18 protein-coding genes and 13 tRNA genes are annotated in these 19,897 nt (G+C 45.5%); 24 read left to right on the forward strand and 7 right to left on the reverse strand.

What is annotated here, in order from left to right; all coding sequences use genetic code 11:
* The first annotated feature begins 2 nt into the window (after positions 1 to 2).
* Positions 3 to 782 (forward strand): TIGR01457 family HAD-type hydrolase, encoded by a 780-nt coding sequence (locus M3M35_RS00615; protein WP_252750106.1) that lies wholly within the window; start codon positions 3 to 5, stop codon positions 780 to 782.
* Positions 766 to 1,410 carry a TIGR01906 family membrane protein gene (locus M3M35_RS00620; protein ID WP_252750107.1) on the forward strand — a complete coding sequence of 215 codons (645 nt, stop codon included), beginning with the start codon at positions 766 to 768 and terminating at the stop codon, positions 1,408 to 1,410. Before M3M35_RS00615 ends, M3M35_RS00620 begins: the two co-directional genes overlap by 17 nt.
* Positions 1,411 to 1,435: 25 nt before the next feature.
* Here M3M35_RS00620 and M3M35_RS00625 read toward each other — a convergent pair whose 3' ends face one another.
* Positions 1,436 to 2,080, reverse strand: a complete 645-nt coding sequence (locus tag M3M35_RS00625) for a VTT domain-containing protein (RefSeq protein ID WP_252750108.1) — start codon at positions 2,078 to 2,080, stop codon at positions 1,436 to 1,438.
* Positions 2,081 to 2,318: 238 nt separating this feature from the next.
* Between M3M35_RS00625 and M3M35_RS00630 the strand changes: the two genes are divergently transcribed.
* The 11 genes from M3M35_RS00630 to M3M35_RS00680 all read left to right on the forward strand — a co-directional run bounded on the left by M3M35_RS00630 (position 2,319) and on the right by M3M35_RS00680 (position 3,341).
* Positions 2,319 to 2,391 (forward strand) — tRNA-Asn (locus tag M3M35_RS00630).
* A gap of 6 nt (positions 2,392 to 2,397) precedes the next feature.
* A tRNA-Ser gene (locus M3M35_RS00635) sits at positions 2,398 to 2,488 on the forward strand.
* Between the two features lie 11 nt (positions 2,489 to 2,499).
* Positions 2,500 to 2,571 (forward strand) — tRNA-Glu (locus tag M3M35_RS00640).
* Between the two features lie 8 nt (positions 2,572 to 2,579).
* Positions 2,580 to 2,652, forward strand: a tRNA-Val gene (locus M3M35_RS00645).
* A 5-nt stretch (positions 2,653 to 2,657) separates the two neighbouring features.
* A tRNA-Asp gene (locus M3M35_RS00650) sits at positions 2,658 to 2,733 on the forward strand.
* Positions 2,734 to 2,788: 55 nt separating this feature from the next.
* Positions 2,789 to 2,861: transfer RNA gene (locus M3M35_RS00655), tRNA-Phe, on the forward strand.
* Positions 2,862 to 2,866: 5 nt separating this feature from the next.
* Positions 2,867 to 2,952, forward strand: a tRNA-Tyr gene (locus M3M35_RS00660).
* A gap of 1 nt (position 2,953) precedes the next feature.
* Positions 2,954 to 3,024 (forward strand) — tRNA-Trp (locus M3M35_RS00665).
* 14 nt (positions 3,025 to 3,038) lie between these two features.
* Positions 3,039 to 3,111, forward strand: a tRNA-His gene (locus M3M35_RS00670).
* Positions 3,112 to 3,166: 55 nt separating this feature from the next.
* Positions 3,167 to 3,237 (forward strand) — tRNA-Cys (locus M3M35_RS00675).
* A 19-nt stretch (positions 3,238 to 3,256) separates the two neighbouring features.
* Positions 3,257 to 3,341: transfer RNA gene (locus tag M3M35_RS00680), tRNA-Leu, on the forward strand.
* A gap of 106 nt (positions 3,342 to 3,447) precedes the next feature.
* On the opposite strand, the gene M3M35_RS00685 is transcribed toward M3M35_RS00680, so the two are convergent.
* The 5 genes from M3M35_RS00685 to M3M35_RS00705 form a co-directional block, all read right to left on the reverse strand.
* Positions 3,448 to 4,185: an ion channel gene (locus M3M35_RS00685; RefSeq protein WP_252750109.1), complete on the reverse strand. Its 738-nt coding sequence runs from the start codon at positions 4,183 to 4,185 to the stop codon at positions 3,448 to 3,450.
* Positions 4,186 to 4,388: 203 nt separating this feature from the next.
* Positions 4,389 to 4,724, reverse strand: a complete 336-nt coding sequence (locus tag M3M35_RS00690) for a fluoride efflux transporter FluC (protein ID WP_252750110.1) — start codon at positions 4,722 to 4,724, stop codon at positions 4,389 to 4,391.
* Positions 4,725 to 5,105: a fluoride efflux transporter FluC gene (locus M3M35_RS00695; protein ID WP_252750111.1), complete on the reverse strand. Its 381-nt coding sequence runs from the start codon at positions 5,103 to 5,105 to the stop codon at positions 4,725 to 4,727. It lies immediately after the preceding gene.
* A gap of 19 nt (positions 5,106 to 5,124) precedes the next feature.
* Entirely contained in the window at positions 5,125 to 5,274 is a 150-nt protein-coding gene (locus M3M35_RS00700) for a hypothetical protein (RefSeq protein WP_252750112.1), read from the reverse strand.
* Between the two features lie 471 nt (positions 5,275 to 5,745).
* A tRNA-Leu gene (locus M3M35_RS00705) sits at positions 5,746 to 5,830 on the reverse strand.
* 188 nt (positions 5,831 to 6,018) lie between these two features.
* Here M3M35_RS00705 and M3M35_RS00710 point away from each other — a divergent pair.
* From M3M35_RS00710 to M3M35_RS00725, 4 genes are all read left to right on the forward strand, one after another.
* Entirely contained in the window at positions 6,019 to 6,537 is a 519-nt protein-coding gene (locus M3M35_RS00710; protein ID WP_252750113.1) for a MarR family winged helix-turn-helix transcriptional regulator, read from the forward strand.
* 157 nt (positions 6,538 to 6,694) lie between these two features.
* Positions 6,695 to 8,242 carry a UDP-N-acetylmuramoyl-L-alanyl-D-glutamate--2,6-diaminopimelate ligase gene (locus M3M35_RS00715; protein WP_420842384.1) on the forward strand — a complete coding sequence of 516 codons (1,548 nt, stop codon included), beginning with the start codon at positions 6,695 to 6,697 and terminating at the stop codon, positions 8,240 to 8,242.
* 42 nt (positions 8,243 to 8,284) lie between these two features.
* Positions 8,285 to 9,538, forward strand: a complete 1,254-nt coding sequence (locus M3M35_RS00720) for a carboxylate--amine ligase (protein ID WP_252750114.1) — start codon at positions 8,285 to 8,287, stop codon at positions 9,536 to 9,538.
* A gap of 6 nt (positions 9,539 to 9,544) precedes the next feature.
* Positions 9,545 to 10,270 carry an aspartate/glutamate racemase family protein gene (locus M3M35_RS00725; protein ID WP_252750115.1) on the forward strand — a complete coding sequence of 242 codons (726 nt, stop codon included), beginning with the start codon at positions 9,545 to 9,547 and terminating at the stop codon, positions 10,268 to 10,270.
* 82 nt (positions 10,271 to 10,352) lie between these two features.
* Here M3M35_RS00725 and M3M35_RS00730 read toward each other — a convergent pair whose 3' ends face one another.
* Positions 10,353 to 10,688, reverse strand: a complete 336-nt coding sequence (locus M3M35_RS00730) for a DUF1516 family protein (protein ID WP_252750116.1) — start codon at positions 10,686 to 10,688, stop codon at positions 10,353 to 10,355.
* A gap of 89 nt (positions 10,689 to 10,777) precedes the next feature.
* Here M3M35_RS00730 and M3M35_RS00735 point away from each other — a divergent pair.
* From M3M35_RS00735 to M3M35_RS00765, 7 genes are all read left to right on the forward strand, one after another.
* Positions 10,778 to 10,848, forward strand: a tRNA-Gly gene (locus M3M35_RS00735).
* A gap of 213 nt (positions 10,849 to 11,061) precedes the next feature.
* Positions 11,062 to 12,753: an arginine--tRNA ligase gene (gene argS / locus M3M35_RS00740; RefSeq protein ID WP_252750117.1), complete on the forward strand. Its 1,692-nt coding sequence runs from the start codon at positions 11,062 to 11,064 to the stop codon at positions 12,751 to 12,753.
* A gap of 116 nt (positions 12,754 to 12,869) precedes the next feature.
* Positions 12,870 to 13,376, forward strand: a complete 507-nt coding sequence (locus M3M35_RS00745; RefSeq protein ID WP_274706355.1) for a phenolic acid decarboxylase — start codon at positions 12,870 to 12,872, stop codon at positions 13,374 to 13,376.
* A gap of 157 nt (positions 13,377 to 13,533) precedes the next feature.
* Positions 13,534 to 15,648, forward strand: coding sequence for a transglycosylase domain-containing protein (locus tag M3M35_RS00750; protein WP_252750118.1), 2,115 nt, complete (start codon positions 13,534 to 13,536; stop codon positions 15,646 to 15,648).
* A 49-nt stretch (positions 15,649 to 15,697) separates the two neighbouring features.
* Positions 15,698 to 16,045, forward strand: a complete 348-nt coding sequence (locus tag M3M35_RS00755; protein ID WP_252750119.1) for a YlbF family regulator — start codon at positions 15,698 to 15,700, stop codon at positions 16,043 to 16,045.
* Between the two features lie 58 nt (positions 16,046 to 16,103).
* Positions 16,104 to 17,336 (forward strand): metallophosphoesterase family protein, encoded by a 1,233-nt coding sequence (locus M3M35_RS00760; protein WP_252750120.1) that lies wholly within the window; start codon positions 16,104 to 16,106, stop codon positions 17,334 to 17,336.
* Positions 17,326 to 19,884, forward strand: a complete 2,559-nt coding sequence (locus M3M35_RS00765) for an ATP-binding protein (protein ID WP_252750121.1) — start codon at positions 17,326 to 17,328, stop codon at positions 19,882 to 19,884. Before M3M35_RS00760 ends, M3M35_RS00765 begins: the two co-directional genes overlap by 11 nt.
* Positions 19,885 to 19,897: the final 13 nt, after the last annotated feature.

The raw sequence follows: 19,897 nt of genomic DNA on the forward strand, positions 1-19,897 counted from the left end.
TAATGAAAAAGTACCGTGGCTATCTAATTGATTTAGATGGAACCATTTATCAGGGAAAAAAACGGTTTCCAGCCGCCCAACGTTTCATTCAGCGCTTACAGGCTAACCACATTCCCTTTTTGTTTGTCACCAATAACACAACGAAGGAACCTGCAGATGTAGTTGCCAACTTAGCTGATAACCATGACATTTACGTTCAAGAGCAGAATGTCTATACGGCTGGGATGGCAACCGCTGCCTATTTAGCCCAGGATGCCAACCGGCAGCACCGCGAGAAAACCGCGTTGGTAATCGGTGAAAATGGCTTAAAATCCGTCATTAGCCAGGCTGGTTTTGATTTATTTCAAGCTGATCCGGCTTACGTGGTGGCCGCACTTGATTACGATGTAACGTACGAAAAACTCGCGCAGGCCACCCTTGCAATTCAGCAGGGAGCGCAGTTTATTGGGACGAATGCGGATGCATTAATTCCCACTGAACGGGGGATGCTTCCGGGCGCTGGTTCGATTATCGACTTGCTGCGCTATGCCACTCACGTAGAACCAGTTTTAATTGGGAAACCCAATGACCTAATTATTAAGAATGCGATCGAGTTATTGCATCTCCCAGCCGATCAGGTAGTGATGGTGGGGGATAACTACCAAACGGACATTAAGGCCGGGATGAAGGCCGGGATTGATACGTTACTGGTGTACACGGGAGTTTCCACACCAACAGAAGTTAAGCAGGAGCCGGTTGCCCCGACCCATGAAATCGAGAGTTTAGATGACTGGGAAGTTTGAGGTCCGGCTAGTCCTTAGCTACGGGCTGTTGTTACTATGGTTGATTAGTGGGGCAGTGTTAGTGGGGATTAACTCTGGCTGGTTGTATCGAATTTGTGTTGTGGCGCTCCACTTGCCACAGCACTACCACGTGGCGTTGCCGCTGTTACAGCACAATTTTCACCAGATGATTCAGTACCTCCAGTTTCCGTGGCAGTCCACACTCCAATTAGCCGGCTATCGATTGTCACCAACTGCCCGCACGCACTTTCAAGATGTGAAACGGTTAGTGCTAATCGTGGAAATGGTGTTCTTAGCAACCAGTGGGTGGGTGCTCTGGGCCACGCTCTACCAACGGTTATTTCGACAAATCTGGCGCTTGGAGTCGCTCATTACGAAAACCTTAATCATCATTGGGATCCTAGTGGTTCTCCTTATCATTGATTTTCAAGACTGGTTTATCTACTTTCACCGGTTGGTGTTTCGTAATCAGGATTGGATTTTCAATCCACGCGTTGATCCAATTATCAATGTCTTGCCCGAGCAATACTTTGCCGCCGCCTGTGGCTTAATGCTGGGAACGCTCGTCCTCGCACTCCTGGGATTGTTGTTAATCGGACATTATCAACTAAAAAAAGCACGTCCGTAAGGGACGTGCTTTTTTATTTTTGACGTTATTTTTTGGCGGAAAAACGTTCCTTTAACAAACCGAGCACGGCTGGGATTAAGGAAATTCCGATGATGGAGAGGACCACCACCGAAAAGTGTTCCTGAACAAAGGGAATGTTACCGAAGAAGTAGCCACCTCCACAGCAGAGGATTACCCAGGCAAAGCAGGCCGCTAAGTTGTACTTAATGAACTTGCGGTAGCTGTAGTCACTACTAGCAGCGACGAAGGGGGCAAAGGTTCTGACAATTGGGATGAAGCGGGCGATAAAGATCGCTACGGCACCATACTTGTCGAAGAAGGACCGGGCTTTGGCGAGGTCTTTTTCCTTAATGAATCTACCGAAAAAGCGGTTTTTGGTGATGTTCATTCCCACCTTACGCCCAATCATGAAGTTGAGCGAATCCCCTAAAATGGAAGCAATCAGGAAGAGAATTACAAAGATCCAGATGTTGAGGCCATATTGGGGGTTAGCGGAAAGGGCCGCTGCGGCAAAGAGGAGGGAATCACCAGGAAGAAAGGGGAGAATGACAGCTCCCGTTTCAACGAAGATAATCAGGAACAGGATTAAATAGGTCCAGTCCCCGAAGACATTCACGAGATAAATCAAATGTTTGTCGATGTGTAAAATGAAATCAATAAGAAAATGCATGATAAACTCCGTTCTTAAAATTTAACTACTTTAATTTTAGCAAATAAAAATCCGAAAAGCGTCGAATTAAGGATATTTTAATATAAAAAAAGTGTTGACGGGGTGGAGCTTTCTTGGTAACATAACTTATGTTGTTAAGCGCCACTGATTTTGAGTTTCCAAACAAAGAAGTGGTTGACAGCCTAACTCATTTGATGGTATACTGTTGAAGTTGCCTTGAGAGTTCAAACTTAATTATTCCGACATAGCTCAGTTGGTAGAGCACCTGACTGTTAATCAGGTTGTCGACGGTTCGAGCCCGCCTGTCGGAGTATTATGGAGAGTTGTCCGAGAGGCCGAAGGAGCATCATTGGAAATGATGTAAACGGGTAAAAGCCTGTTTCGAGGGTTCGAATCCCTCACTCTCCGTAAACGGTAATGACCCGCTGGTCAAGTGGTTAAGACACTGCCCTTTCACGGCAGTAACATGGGTTCGAATCCCGTGCGGGTCACTCATTTTGGAAGATTAGCTCAGCTGGGAGAGCATCTGCCTTACAAGCAGGAGGTCACAGGTTCGATCCCTGTATCTTCCATTTTTGGTTCGTTGGTCCAGTCCGGTTTAAGACGCCTGCCTGTCACGCAGGAGATCACGAGTTCGAGTCTCGTACGAACCGTAGTTGCAGTGATGCAACGTTAATTGAATAGCATTATCAATGTCATAAATGGTTTGGCTCGGTAGCTCAGTTGGTAGAGCAACGGATTGAAGCTCCGTGTGTCGGCAGTTCGATTCTGTCCCGCGCCATTTATGGAGGGGTAGCGAAGTCTGGCTAAACGCGGCGGACTGTAAATCCGCTCCTTCGGGTTCGGTGGTTCGAATCCACTCCCCTCCACCATAGGGATATAGTACAACGGTAGTATGTCGGTCTCCAAAACCGCTGATGCGGGTTCGATTCCTGCTATCCCTGTTTATGATGTTATGGCGGTAGTGGTGAAGTGGTTAACACATCGGTTTGTGGTACCGACACGCGTGGGTTCGATTCCCACCTACCGCCCTTTTGATTGTCTTGCATCTGCAAGAAGAGGGCATTTAAACGTAAATGTTTTTCTGGCGGTATAGCCAAGTGGTAAGGCAGAGGTCTGCAAAACCTTCATCGTCGGTTCAAATCCGACTACCGCCTTTGGCTCAATCAATCTTTTGCCGAGATGGCGGAATTGGCAGACGCGCTGGACTCAAAATCCAGTGATCATTGCGATCGTGCGGGTTCGACCCCCGCTCTCGGCATACTTAGCATCATGCAAGAAAAAAGACGTTAGTTCATTCTAACGTCTTTTTTGTATGATTATTTATTTCGTGATGGACGATAATTCTTAACTTCCAAACGGGAGCACTAAAGGTTTAGTAACTGTTTTTTCTTTGCTTCAAATTCCGCTTTGGTAATGATGCCATCGTCTAAGAGTGATTTGTACTTTCTGATTTCATCAGCACTAGAGCTGTGTTGCTCTCCTGAAAAGAAAGCGGTGAGTGTACTTGTTAGCATTCCCACAAAGCCGACTCCTACTAACATTAAGATGATTGCGATAATTTTTCCAATTTTAGTGTGGGGACTAATATCTCCATATCCAACAGTTGTTGATGTTGTAATTGACCACCATAAGGCGTTGTCGAATGAAATTTTTTCAGAGAAGGAATAGATAACAGCCGAAATCACTAGAATAATTAAACAAACCCCTAGCAGATAAATAAACCCATTGGTTTTTAGAAATTTGGTTAATCTGGTTTTTAATTTGCCAAATACACCAATAAATTTAAATAGTCTAATAAATTTTGTTAATTTAGCGGCTTTGAAGAGCTTGAATGTAGAAAACAGATTGGCTGGAATGATTGCTAACAAATCAAATAAATGAGTTTTGAAAAAGGTCCATTTATTTTTGGAAATTAATAAACCACTAACGTAGTCAAAAATAAATGCAATCCAAATGATAAAGTCAATCGCTTGGTATGGTTCGTTTACTAAACTAATTACATCAGCGAAATTTAATAACGTTAACACTAACGAAATAATGGCTAAGCTAATGATGGTAGCATTATAAATAATTTTTATTTTTTCCCAGGGCCAACTTTTCATTTTATTCCTCAAATTTATGTGAAATCATCAAATTTTTACTGATACCATTATAACAATTAGAAGGATCTTCATTTATTTTTTTGAAATGATGGTCTAAAAAAATCCTCTAAGTAGCTATCTAGTTACTTAGAGGATTTTTGCTTAATGTAAATAAAATTAAGAACGAGCTTGCCACCAAGCATGTGGTCCTTAGCTATCTGTAGTTAAATCAGCAAGTAGCCCAGGTAGCAAGCTAACAGGCCTCCGCCATAACTTACTAATAAATAGCCCAAACAACGCCCGTACTGCCGTTGAAAGTAAAGGTCGGCTAATTCACCGTTAAAAGTGGAGTAGGTCGTAAACCCGCCGATAAAGCCCAGAAACAGGGTTGCGAATAGGGAAGTGGGGTTAACACCCAATAACATTCCACCAATGAGACAACCAATGAGATTAACGCTTAGAGTAGAAAATTGACCTAACCGGTGAGCTTTTAGATGGTTAGTGATTGTCGAACGACTAAGGGCACCGAGGCCACTACCAAAGATGAGCGTGAAAAACATTTAAATTCCCTCCTGTTCGCGTAATCGATTTGACCACTGGTCACCTAGGATGGCTAACAAGAAACCCCCAACGATGGTGATTGCCAGATAAATCAGTAATGACTGAAACTGGTGGTTCATGATGAGATGACTGCTATCCAACATGATTCCAGAAAAGGTGGTAAAGGAACCAATGACGCCCACGCCAATTCCCTTGCGCAGGTTGGGCTGACAATTCCATTTAATGGCCCAGTAATTATTCCAAACTGGAAGCACGAAGGCGCCGACTAAGTTAATTATCAGGGTTACGTAGGGAAAACTAAGGGTGGGTAATGAATCGGTTAATCCAATGCGTAGGCCACCGCCAATGATCCCTCCAATGAAAACCAGTAAACTTTCCATTACAAATTCTCCTTTTCTGTCACTTTTTAGAGGTGTGCTTATCAGTGGTATGGGTAAGGGACCAATACGTTAATCCGGTGAGGGCGACGGCTTGCAAACAAAGCCCTAACCCACCAACCACCAATGATTCAACTAAGAGCGGCGTGTTTTTAGACGTTGGATTTTTCATAGGAACCTCCTGTTAGAATTAATCAATTTAATCTTAAACACTTATGGATTATTACGAAGTAAAACATTGATTAGCAACTAGTGGTATTATTACATAAGTCATTAGTTAACTAAATGATTTTGCACAATTTGCATTAACATTAAGCAAGTAATAACTGTTTCAAAAAATTACTGGTGTAAAAGCTAGTGGCAGAACAAAAAGTTTGGGTTGCTATTTTTTATTATTATAATATAATATAAGAGATAATGTGAGTGTGGTTATTTAAATGGTGAGTGTGTTTAATTGTGAAAGGGGACAAATCTAGGGGAATCGGAAATTAATCTGCATCGGAGTAGATGTAATTGAATTTTATAATTTAACTAGAGGGTGACAAAATGACGGATCAAAGTGATGATTTCCCCTAGTATGGTGGAACTGTCATGATTTTTTGCATAAAAAAAGGAGCAATGCTAAGCATTACTCCTTCATGAGTGCCCTGGGCGAGATTCGAACTCGCACTTGATAAAATCAAACAGCGACCTGAACGCTGCGCGTCTGCCAGTTCCGCCACCAGGGCATACCACTATTATACCACATGAAAAAATAAAATAAATAGAATTTTCTACTTCTTTTTTATACGAATGTGTAGTAACATAAAACCAATTGAGCACAAGTTGTTAAACGCAATGGGAGTGATGAGCCACACTATTCTAGTTTAACGGAAGCATGACTGTAGCATAGTTCAGTCATTGAGATAAAAATAAAATGGAAAGAAAAGGGATCAAGATGAAAGCAGAAAACGAAAAACCGCGTGAAAGTAACGTTTATTTGTCTAACGAAGAATTGGATGACATCAAGAGTCAACTATGTTTTGCAATTTATAGTACCAATAAAAAGTTTAATCACTTTTACCAAGAAGTTCTGAAAAACTTTGGGCTGACGTATCCGCAATACTTGGTAATGATTGTATTGTGGGAATATTCTCCAATCACAGTGCATCAACTGGGCCAAAGCATTGATTTGGATAGTGGAACGTTGACGCCCTTGTTGAAACGCTTGGGTAAAAAAGGTTGGATTACCAAGCACCGTTCCACGGAAGACGAACGAGTGGTAAACGTTTCCTTGACCCCATACGCAGAAGAAATGCGTGATAAGATTCGCGACCACGTTGCCGATGTCTTTAAGGTCCTAGGTTTGGATAAGGATGACGTGAACGAAGCAATGGAAGGGCTTTATAGTATTTCGAAGAAGCTCGACGAACTAGATTCCAGCCAATTAAATTAATTGAGACAAAAAAGGGAAAGCAGTGTTAGTTACTGCTTTCCCTTTTTTGTCAGTCCGGGCTTTTTTTGCTAGAATTGAAAGGGTTCATAACAAGGATAACCAACGAACCACGAATTCTCGTGGGGGATTAAACGGAAAGTAAAATGGGGTAAGTAGATTGATGTTGAGCACGGCGGAAATTATTAACTTATTACAAGAACACCAATTATTGCAGGAAGTGCGGGGATCCGAAAATCAGGCAACGTTTGCGTACGTTAGTTATGATTCTCGGGATGTTCAAGTCGACACGCTTTTTTTTTGTAAGGGAAATTTCAAACCAGCTTACCTAACCACAGCAATTGCTGCGGGAGCAACTGGATTTGTCACGGAGCAGCCCCAAGGAGCGGATTCGCAACTCACAGAATTTGTGGTAACGGACGTGCAAAAAGCGATGGCCCTATTAGCAGCGGCCTTCTTTGCTTTTCCGCAAAATGAATTAGAGCTCTTTGCAATTACGGGGACCAAGGGGAAAACCACCACGGCCTACTTTTTGCGCGAAGCGATTAATGCTGCGACCAATGGTAAAACAGCTTTGTTTTCAACGGTCAACACAATTTTAGGACCAGATCCAGAAGATACGTTTAAATCAGCATTAACGACCCCAGAATCCTTAGATTTATTTAAAAACATGCGTACGGCCGTAGATCGAGGAATGCGCTTTTTAGTAATGGAAGTGTCCTCCCAGGCGTACTTAAAAAATCGGGTTTATAATTTAGCCTTTAACTACGGGTCATTTTTAAATATTTCCCCCGACCACGTCGGTGAAAACGAACATCCGACGTTTGCAAATTACTTACACTGCAAGGAACAACTCGTGGTCAACTCGCACCATGTGGTGATTAATGCGGCAACTAACCACCTCCAGGACGTTTACTTTGCGGCGAAGGCGACGACTGCCCCTGAGAATCTGTATTTATATGCCAGAAACGGGACGCAGACTGAGTTACCGGTTCAGTTGGACTTTACCTTTGACAGTGAAGCAGATACCTTGACGGACAACGAAATTTACCTGCGGAGTTTGACCAAGCACGCCCAGGCGCTCCACTTAGATGGTAAGTATCAAATTGGAATTCCGGGTGATTATAACGAAACAAACGCCGTCGATGCCATCATTAACGCGGGGTTGGCGGGCTTTACCCGGGAACAACTATTAGCAGGACTGGCATCCACCCAGATTCCGGGACGGATGGAACGCTACGTCAGTGCCGACCATGGGACCATTTACGTCGACTATGCCCATAACTATGCGAGTACCAAGGCCCTGCTGCAGTTCTTAAAGACCCAGGCGCCCAGCGGTAAAACGATTGCAGTAGTTGGAAGCCCCGGCAATAAGGGGATTGATCGCCGCGAAGGGTTTGGCAAGGCCCTGAGTGAAGAAGCCGACGTGGCGATTTTAACCACCGATGATCCGGGGTTTGAAGACCCCTTAACGATTGCGAAAGCCATTGATCAGCACATTAATCACGACCGGGTGCAAGTTTATTACGAACTCGATCGTAAAAAAGCGATTCAAAAAGCAATCCAGATGGGCACTCCAAATGATATAATTGTGGTTCTAGGTAAGGGGCAAGATCCTTACCAAAAAGTTAACGGCGTTGATCTTCCTTATCCAACTGATTCAACGATCGTGCAACAATTGCTTGACGCGGACGATGGTCAGGACTAAGTGACCCGAAAACACCGCGATCAAGGTGGGAAGGAAAAAGAGATGAAATCTACAGTACCAAATTTCACTCCCATTTTATTAGGGAGTGACTTTAACGTTTACGGAATGGCGCGGTCTTTTTATGCGTTATATGGACAGCCAGTGCGGGCGATTGCCGAACAGCAACTCGCGCCTACTCGCTTTTCTAAGATCGTCGATTTAACTTTGGTTCCTGGTTTTAGTGAGGATCCGGCGTGGATCACGGAAATGAAGAAGTTGAAACAGGAGTACGCAAGCCACAACGAACCGGTTATTTTAATTGGATGTAGTGATGGGTATGCGGAACTAATTGCGAAACATAAGGCCGAACTAGAGGATGTTTTCATTTGCCCCTACGTTGATTACCAGCTTTTAAAACAGTTGAATAATAAAGAAAGTTTTTATCAGTTATGTGATCAATATGGGTTACCTTATCCAGGAACTAAAATCATTTCCAAAGCGGATTATCATAAGCATCAGATTGCGCAACCCTTTGGCTACCCAGTGGCAGTCAAGCCTGCCAATAGTGTTGAGTGGTTAGACATTCGGTTTGAAGGGCGTAAGAAGGCGTTTATCATTCATAATGAAGCCGAATACCGGACGGTGATTGGCAAAATTTTTGATAACGGCTACCAGTCAGATGTGATTGTTCAGGACTTTATCCCGGGTGACGATAGTAACATGCGGGTTGTCAATGCCTACGTTGACCGCCATCACCAGGTTAAAATGATGAATCTGGGGCATCCGCTGTTAGAGGATCCGGCTCCTGGTGCAATTGGGAACTACGTGGCTATTTTGCCGGAGTACAATGAAGCCATTTACCAGCAATTGCAACAATTTTTAGAACAAATTGAGTACGTAGGCTATGCGGATTTTGACTTAAAGTGGGACGAACGCGACCATACGTATAAGGTGTTTGAAATCAACCTCCGCCAGGGTCGGAGTAGTTTTTACGTTACTTTAAACGGTTGTAATTTAGCCCAGTACCTCGTTGATGACTACGTGTTAGATAATTTAAGTGATCAACCCCTGGTGCTCGGCAATCAAGACCCCACTCAGTGGCAACTCTGGTTGGGAGTTTCCAAACGGACCTTTAAACAGTATGCGCGCAAGAACCAGGATAAAGCGACCGCCGTGGATTTGATTCGACGCGGGGATTACGGGACGACCTTTTGGTATCGAAAGGATGCGAACTTCCTCCGCTGGTTACTGTGGAAGTGGATGGATCATAAGTATGCGCAAAGTTTTGCCAAATACTTTCACTTAGAAAAAGGATGATGACCAATGAAAGATTTTTTTACGATTTTAGGAGGAATGGGGACCGAGGCAACGGAAGCCTATATTCACTTATTGAATGAAAGAACCCCGGCGCATTCTGACCAGGAGTATTTAAACTATATTTTGGTCAATCACGCCACGGTTCCCGATCGGACGGCTTTTATTGTTGATCCCGAAACGGCCCCGAATCCGTTAATTCCATTGGCAGAGGACGTTCGCCAGCAAAGTCAGCTGGGACCAGAATTCTTTGCGTTGCCATGTAACACGGCCCACTATTTTTACGAACAACTGCAGTCCTTAACTGACATTCCGATTCTTCACATGCCGAACCTTGCCATTGCGGCGGTAGCGGCGAAATTTCCGACGGCACGGCGGGTGGGCTTAATCGCTACGGATGGAACTTTGAAGGACCAAGTTTATGAACTCCCCATCAAAGCAGCGGGGTATGAGTTTGTAATGCCAACCCCCGCCATTGCAGCGGAAACGATGACGCTGATTTATGATGACGTGAAGGCGCAGAACCACGTGAATCCGGACCGGTATCACCATATTTTGCAACAGATGGTAGATGAGTTAGGGTGTGACGTCGTGATTTTAGGGTGCACCGAGATTTCGGTTGCCGAACAACGCGCTGGTAACGCTGGCTTTCCGGTGATTGATGCTCAGGGAGAACTCGTTGATGAATCGATTCGCCTAGCTTTAGCCGCTCGCAACCGGCAGCAAGCAGAATAATTCGAACTAAAAAACTCCGTAAGTTAGGAATAACTAATTTACGGAGTTTTTTTATTTATAAGTAAGTTTATCAAACGGGTAATTACAAGAATGGGATTAGCAAGCAGATGGCAATTACAATACTGATCAGCGTGGCACCAGCCACCGCGATGGAAAGCATTCCCATAAACTTGCGTTGAAAGGTAATGTCGATTAGGGAAACGGCGACCACTGTCATGATAAAGCTCGCACTGACTAACCCAGGATGGTGAGCAAATTGTTGGAAGCCCAACAGGACTTCTAACACAAGGATCACAAGGTACAAGCAGCGACAAATAATGAGGGCTTTGACAACCTGTTTGTCCTGGTGAATTAGGATGCCTCGCACCGTAGCTATCAGTAAGAGTCCCCAACTGATTAAAAGCAATAAAATTAACATCAATTAACCTCCTCAGTCCCTTAATTTTACCATACCTAGAAAACGGTAATGACATTAGTTCCAGAACGTGTTATAATCTTATTTGTATTGCGGGTGTAGTTTAGTGGTAAAATTCAAGCTTCCCAAGCTTGCGTCGCGGGTTCGATTCCCGTCACCCGCTTTTGTCCCGTTGATAAAAGAGTAGTAACTTTGAAACTTACAAGCGAGCTTAGGATGGTGTAAGCTAAGCAAGTTAGAGATGTGAAGGCGTGCTTTTTAGGGATTAACATTAATTAATCAAGTGGGTTCTAACCAATTAGAGTGGTACCGCGGGCTTCTCGTCTCTTACATTACGTTTTAATGTAGGAGTTTTTTTATTTTAAGGAGTGAAAAAATGGATTATAAACAATTAGTTGCAGATACAGTTGCAGAAGCAATCGATAATCAAGTTAGTTCAGCTGAAATTTATGCTAAGGTTGAAATTCCCAAAACCGCCCAAAACGGTGATTTAGCCTTTCCAGCGTTCATGTTGGCCCAGCATTTACACCAAAATCCGAAGGAAATTGCGGAGCACATTGCGGCTAGCATTAAAACGGCCGCCTTTGCCAAGGTGGTGGCAGCTGGACCCTACGTTAACTTTTTCCTGAATCAGGAACAGGTTAGTGAAGAAGTATTAGAGACGGTGTTAACCGAACGGGATCACTACGGGGATAATCATGATGGAAACAACGGGGTGGTTACCATTGACATGTCTTCTCCAAACATTGCGAAACCGATGTCTATGGGGCACTTGCGGTCGACGGTGATTGGTAATTCAATCGCAAAGATTCTAACTAAAAATGGCTACCGGCCCATCAAAGATAATCACCTTGGTGATTGGGGAACACAGTTTGGGAAGTTAATCACGGCCTACTTAAAGTGGGGGAATGAGGAGGACGTTAAGCGCGATCCAATTCACTACCTCGTGAAGTACTACGTGGAATTCCACGAACGTGACGAACAAGAACCAGAGTTAGATGATGAGGCTCGTGAATGGTTTAAGAAGTTAGAGGATGGCGATCCGGAAGCCGTTAAGTTGTGGCAATGGTTCCGGGAGGTTTCACTGGAAGCCTTTAACCAGACGTACCGTAAACTCGGCGTTGATTTTGATACTTACAACGGGGAATCGTTCTATAACGATAAGCTCCAATCCGTAGTCGACACCCTTAAACAGGATGGATTGTTAGAAAAGTCGCAGGGAGCCTCCGTGGTTGACTTGAGTGATCAAGACTTGAACCCGGCTTTAATTCTGAAATCAGATGGCGCCTCTCTGTACGTAACTCGAGATATTGCGACGGCCATCTATCGGGACGAGACGTATCATCCGGTTATGAACTTATACGTGGTCGGTTCAGAACAAACTTACTACTTCAAGCAGTTGAAGGCGGTGCTCCAAAAGATGGGCTTACAGTCCGCAGCCGGCTTGCACCATGTTCCGTTTGGTTTGATTACGGTCAACGGGAAGAAACTCTCGACGCGACACGGAAACATTGTGTTGTTGAACGAAGTTTTAGATGAATCCGTGAAGATGGCCCAACAACAAATTAGTGAAAAAAATCCGAACCTCGCTAATAAGGAACAGGTTGCTGAAGAAGTTGGGGTGGGAGCCGTTATTTTTGGTGACCTCAAGAACGCGCGAATTGACAGCATCGACTTTAACCTGAACGAACAGCTGAAGTTTGAAGGAGAAACTGGTCCCTACGTTCAATATGCGCATGCGCGAGCTGAAAGTGTGCTTGCTAAGGCTCAGGATCGTGATTATGCAGCGGGCCAACACCGCCTCAGTGGCGCCGAAGCGTGGGAAATCATTAAACTACTGCAGGCCTTTCCAGCGGTTGTCAAAAAAGCGAACGCTGAATTTGAACCATCGGTCATTGCTAAGTATTCCCTGCGCCTCGCTAAGGCCTTTAATAAGTACTATGCTCACACCAAAATTTTGACTCCAGATGACCAACTGGATGCCCGGTTAGCGCTGGTTAAAAGTGTGTCGCTGATTCTAAAGGAATCTTTGCGGCTCTTAGGGGTGCAAGCACCGGACGAAATGTAGGATGTTTGTTTGATCCTGAAACTAACTAATGATTTTTCTTAACTTATCTGGCAGGACAAGCAAAAAGCGTTATAATGAAAGCGTCAATGATGTTAGTAGTTTGGAGGAGTTTGCAGATGCCAGAAACGATTAATCATTTGAATGACTTGGTGGGGATGCAGCTAATTTACACCTACGCCAATGGTTGGGATTATGAACTGTACGTTAAAAATGCAACGACGATTGACTATCGGATTCACAGTGGCATGGTCGGCGGTCGGTGGGTCAAAGACCAACCAGTCGAGCTCGTCGAGTTAGTTCCCGGTGTTTTCAAAATGGCGTGGACTGAACCGACGGGGACCGATGTTTCCCTTGATCTGATGCCAAACCAGAATCGAACCCACGGGGTAATCTTTTTCCCGAAGTGGGTGGATGAACATCCCGAGGTCACGGTTTGCTTCCAAAACGATCATTTACAGCAGGTAGAGGAAGCTCGGGATCACTATCCAACCTATCCAAAACAGGTGGTTTCAGAATTTTCAGATATCATTGTTAAGCGGTTCCGGGGGGTTAATGATGAAACGGTAATTGACCGAGCTCCGGAACCCGGAATGATTGAGGCGATTCGGGAACAGCGCTTGTAACAGCAATTTAATGACAAATAACAGGTTGATGATAAAGTTCCACGTTTCCGTGGGGCTTTATTTTTTGATTAGGAGTTGGTCGGTCGTGAAGCTTGCTCCTGTTTTTTGGCGCTAGATAGGTTACAATTGTTGATAAGTTTATAGAGGAGAATGATTAATGACAGCAGACAAACAAACCCCGTGGTGGAAGCGCATGCTGAGCACCATTTGGCATTATTGGTGGCGGTTTTGGCGCCGCTTTCATTTGACGCGGTGGTTAATTATCGTGGTACTTGTAATGACGTTAATCTCGGTAACTTACTTAACGATTGTAGCGAAGACGTCTCACGTCCGGGATTTACAGGCGAACCTTTCCCGTTCAACTGAAATTTATGATCAGGACGGGGCCCGCGCTGGCAAACTGTACGCCCAAAAGGGAACCTATGTAAAAGCAGATAAAATCTCTCCCCATCTGGCGGATGCGATTTTGTCAACGGAAGACCGAAATTTCTATCGGGAACACGGTTTTTCGGTTAAAGGTTACGGCCGGGCCGTGATGCTGGCCATTACGAACCGGTTAATGGGGCGCAATCAGATTAGTGGTGGGGGAAGTACCATTTCCCAACAGCTAGCCAAGAATACCTTTTTGTCACAGCAACAAACCATTTCGCGGAAGTTTAAAGAACTGTTCATTGCGATTGAGATTGAAAACATTTATTCCAAGCGCCAGATTCTGACGATGTACATGAACAATGCTTACTTTGGAAATGGGGTCTACGGGGTTCAAGACGCTTCACGCAAGTACTTTGGGATGGATGCCGATGAACTACCCGTTCAGGACGCGGCCGTGTTAGCCGGAATGCTGCAAAATCCTAGCAATAATCCGATTGATCATCCGGCGGCCGCCAAGCAGCGGCGGAACGTGGTATTACAGCTAATGGCGGATAACCATAAAATCCCAAAGAGTAAGGTCAAGGCTTACCAGGCGATGCCATTAGGCACCAAGGACACCTTTAACGTTGGGAATAATTACCGGTACCCGTATTATTTTGATGCCGTCATTAACGAAGCCATCAATAAGTACGGACTATCGGAAAAAGCGATTATGAACAACGGGTATAAAATTTATACCAATTTGAACCAACAGCAACAACAGAGTTTTCAAACTGACTTTAAAAATCCGAACCTCTTCCCCCAGAATGCGGCGGATGGTACCGAGGTACAAGCGGCCTCCGTGGCCGTTGATCCAAAAACAGGTGGGGTGCAAGCGGTGGTGGGGGGCCGGAATAAAGACGTCTTCCGGGGCTTTAACCGGGCAACGGACATTAAACGGCAACCGGGCTCCACAATGAAACCACTCGCGGTGTACACTCCCGCCCTGGAAAACGGGTTTAAATATGATTCCGAACTCGTAAATAAAAAGTTGTCCTATGGGAAAAACCGGTATACACCTAAAAACATTAACGATGTTTACACCGGCAAGGTGCCAATGTATAAGGCACTGGCCCAAAGTTTAAATGCGCCAGCCGTGTGGACGCTGGATCAAATTGGCGTCAACAAGGGGTTCGAATCCGTTCAGAAGTTTAACCTTCCGGTTACTAAAAAGGACGATAACCTGGCGCTTGCGTTAGGAGGCTTATCGACGGGAGTTTCTCCTCAACAGTTGGCGGGGGCGTACACGGCCTTTGCAAACCATGGGAAATTAACGAAGCCGTTCTACATTACTAAAATTGTGGATTCAACCGGTAAAACGATTGTTAATAACGAGGGGGCAACGCCCAGTCAGATCATGTCACCCGACACGGCCCGGCAGATGACCAGTATGATGCTGGACGTCTTTAACTACGGAACTGGAACCACGGCAAAACCAGCTGGATATCAGGTGGCCGGGAAGACGGGTAGTACCGAAGCTGATAGCAGTACCGATGCGGATGCCACTCGGGATAAATGGATCGTGGGATACACGCCCGACGTTGTCGTCGCAACTTGGGAAGGGTTCGATAGCACCAATGCCGATCACCATCTAGAAAATCTGAGTGGAACTGGGGTTAATTCGCTCTTTAAGCACCAAATGGAACAAATCCTGCCAACGACCGACCAGCAGCAGTTTAAGGTGCGGGATTCGGCGTCCTTAGTAGCTGCTAAGCAACAGCGAGAACGGCGCGCAACTGATCCTGACAGTGACTCTAGCTGGGTCCAACGAGCGGAAACGTTGAACGGTAAGGTTTGGGATAAGGGAAGTTCATTGACGGCGAAGGCCGTGCAGAAAGCGCGGAGTTTGTTAGGCTTTTAACGCTTAGTATGTTAGAATGAGGGTATCTTAAACTAAGAGGAGAGTTATTATGTCAGATAATAAAATTATGGAACAAGCTAAGAAAATGCAAGAAACGGTCGTTAAATCAGAAGAATTTACGAACCTCAAGAATGCCTTTGATGCATTGAAAAACGAAAAGGAATCCTACAAGGCGTTCACTGAATTCCAAAAGAACCAAAATGACTTACGGCAAAAACAAATGTCTGGGCAAGAAATTACCCAAGATGATATGAAGGAAGCTCAAGCATTAGCCGACAAGATGAACACGATGCCAGCCATCAAGGTTTTAATGGAACGTGAAAAGGCCATGGGCAAGTTAATTGATGATGCAAACATGGTAATTACTGAACCACTGCGTCAACTTTACGAAGGTTAATCCGAAAGAGAAGTACTGGTGACGGTACTTCTTTTTTTATGCCAAAAAGGAGAACGGTATGAAATTTATCCATACAGCGGACTTGCACCTCGATACCCCGTTTGCTGGGATTAAAGATGATGGGGCGACGCCAACCGAACTATGGAAAACGTTACATGACGCCCCCTATGCGTCTTTTACACAGATTGTGACGGATGCAATTGAACAACAGGTCGACTTTATGTTAATCGTGGGGGACCTGTTTGACAGTAAAACTCAGAGTGCATATGCCCTTAATTTTTTACTGGAACAACTAGAACGGTTGCATGTGCATCACATTCCGGTATTGCTTTCGTTTGGGAACCATGATTTTCAGGCCGACGGGGGCGCCAAGTTCCAATTTCCCGAAAACGTCCAGGTTTTCGGGCGCGAGGTAAGTACCAAACATTTAACCTTACGGGATGGCACCACGGTTGCCATCAGTGGATTTAGTTATGATCAACAGGCCGTCACGGATGACGTTGTGGCTGATTTTCCTGCTGGCCATCAAGCTGATTTTACCATTGGGATGGTGCACGGAGCAGTTAAAACGGGCACGGATTCGCATTACGCACCCTTTACCATTCCAGAGCTGGTTAACAAGGGCTACGATTATTGGGCACTGGGTCATATCCATAAACGGCAGCAGTTAAACGCTCACCCGCCAATTAACTATCCCGGCGACATCCAAGGTCGGCATAAGAATGAACCCGGGGAAAAGGGCTATTTATTGGTAACCACGAATAACCAGGGGATCACAACTGACTTTGTGGCGACGGCGCCCGTGGTTTACACTCCGATCGAACTAGAAATTTCTGCTTCCATGGGAATGAACCAGGTCGTTTCAGAACTCGTGGGCACTCTAACCAATGCCGATTTTTCCCAATTACAGTTGGTAAACGTAATTTTAAAGACTGGCGCAGCTGGAGTGCATCCGGAGGTGGCGCTTAATGCCCAAACCGGTATTTTATTGGGACAGGTCCAACAGGAATTGCAACATAACTATCAGCAGATCAACGCCTGGGTTTATGAAGTCAAGGTGGTTGAAACCGAACAAATGCACTTTGCTGATCTAGATGAAGCCTTTTGGCAGACGACCAAAGCCACCGTTTTTAACCAAGCAAACGTGAATCAATTGGCGAAAAAATTGTTCAAACAGGATTTCATCTATCAGGAATTTAGCCACCCCGGGGCGGTAGCCGATTTACTGCAACAAAGTGAAACGTTCCTACAGGGAAAAACGGACCAGGAGGAGTTTACCGATGAAGATTGAAGCAGTTGAAGTTTATCACTATGGAAAGCTCCACCAGCTCCATTTACAATTTGATGAATTACAGTTAATTTATGGAAATAATGAGGCGGGGAAGACAACTCTCATTAACTTCATCTTGGATATCCTATTTGGGTTTGAACACCGGAGTCAAACCCATCCCTATGCACCCAAGGATAACAGTAAAATGGGCGGGAAATTAACGGTTTCCACCGGTACGGACCAGTTGGTCATTGAACGGGTCGAAGGTAAAAATGGGGGCGAGCTCTCATTGTTTGACGCGGTTGGCAATCCATTGCCCCCGACCCGGTTACAACAATTGTTAGGACCAATTAACCGTGATGTATATTACAAATTATTTTACTTTGGGGCCCCGTCACTAAGCGAGATTGCCAAACTAACTAGTGAAGAGCTGGAAGATCGGATTCGTCGCGTCGGCGTAGTCGGCATTAATCAGTGGCTAAACCTAGAAAAAGAAATTAAAACCCAGGCGGGGGACTTGTATAAGCCAACCGGGAAAAACCCTGAATTAAATCAAAAGTTGAAGGAGTACGACCGCTTACAAACGAAGGTGGCGGACGCCCAACAACAATACCCCGAATATGTAAAGCTAACGCAGGAATTAGGGGAGTTACAGACCCAGATTCAGCAACTGCAACAGCAGGAACAAACAACGCAACAGCAGCTCCAGGAACTTTACCGGGACAAGCAAAGTTGGTCGGACTATCAGCAATTCCAGCAATTGCAACAGTTGGATTTAACGGCCAAAGCGGGGTTTACCTCGGCTGATTTGGATCAACTCCAAAGCATCGAAACCAAAGTTAATTATTTGAATAAAGATGTAAAAGCAGCGCAGGAGCAGTTAAAAGCAGACCAGCACCAATCAGTACCTGCTGATTATCAGTTTTATTTGCAACATCAACATCAAATTGATGAGCTCGGGGAGCAGCTGCCGAATTATCAGGAGCAGTGGCGCCAAGTGCAAAGTCTCCAGACCCAGCTTGCGACTGAAACGGGTCGCCTGCGGGATGATGAGGCCGAAACGGGGGGAGCCAATGCGCAACCATTTTCGGCCTCGGATCAAGCCCGGGTGCAGGAGTTAATGCAACAGCGTGCTACCTTGCAAACGCAGCAACAGACGGAGTCTGCGCAATCCACGCGCACGACTCCAGTCACATCGAACAAAGTTCCCTATGGATTAATGGGAATGGGAGTGCTCCTGCTGGGACTCGGACTCCTGAGTGCGGGTCTAGTGCAAATTGTGTTAGCGGTGCTAGGAATTGGCTTATTGGTGGCCGGTGGGTACCAAAAGTACCAACAGACTAAGGAACAACAGCCGGAATCGCAACGGCCAGCCACGGAGCAGCTTCACGACCAACTGCACCAAATTGACCAGGAATTAACGCAATTGGGAGACCAGTACCACATTACGGCCGTTCCGCAACAACAGTGGTTGACGACGCTCCAAACGGGACTCAAGCAACGAGAGCAGCAACGCGCCCGGGTGCAAGCCTTACAGACGCAAGTAGATCAGTTACAGCAGCAGGTCACCGCATACGTGCAAGCGTGGGCATTTTGTCCCTTCGTGGACCAGGTTGTGAACCAAACTCCTGGCGAAGCTTTGCAAACGCTGCAAAAGTGGTTAGCAACCCTCAAGGATGAACGGCAACAGCAGGCGCAGGTTAGTCAACGACTTCAGGATGACGAGCGCCAGCTCGACAGCCGCACGACGGAACTGCACGAGGCCCAACACCAGTTACAAGCAGCCTTCAAGCAGCGCCAGGTTAGTAATATGGATCAATTTCATGATGAGCTGGAAGCGGAACGAAAGCGCGAGCAGGCTAGAAGTCAGCGGGAGCAATTACAACAGAAACTGACCCCGGAATTAAAGGAGCACTTGCAGGCCTTTGGTTCGGAAGCGGAATTACAGGCCCAGGAAACGCACCTGACGACCAAGGACCAGGAGCTTAAACAGCAGCTTAGTGGTTTGGTTGAATCTCGAACTAAAAAACAAACCCAGTTACAGCAGGTAAGTCAGGATGGAACGCTGGCCGAGTTACGGCAGGAGCAAGCTAACCTGGAAACGGAAATTAACGATTTGACCGGTCAGTGGCTGGTCCTTCAGTTATCGTACCAGTGGATCGAACGGGTGTTGAACGAAGCTAGTCATGGCCGGTTTCCGAAGGTCCAGAAACTGGCACAGCAGTATTTTGCGATTCTTACCGATCAGCACTACCGCCAGATTCGGTACCAGAAAAAACTAGAGGTGGTTACCAACGACGGTCAGCGCTTTAACCTGGGCGAGCTGTCTCGTGGCACGATGCAGCAACTTTACTTAGCCTTAATTCTGGCCCTGACGGTGTCCTTCAGTGATGAGTTTCCGTTGCCAATTATCATTGACGATGGGTTTACCGAATTTGATAAAACTCGGACTGAGCATGCGTTAGCGTTGTTACAGGAATTAGCAGCCACGACCCAGATTATTTACCTGACGGCCGATGATCGGATTGCCTCCGAGTTAACTACTGCAAAACTCCTTAAATTAGAATAGCAACAAAAAACCC

The sequence above is a fragment of the Fructilactobacillus myrtifloralis genome (assembly GCF_024029335.1).
GTDB classification, from domain to species: domain Bacteria; phylum Bacillota; class Bacilli; order Lactobacillales; family Lactobacillaceae; genus Fructilactobacillus; species Fructilactobacillus myrtifloralis.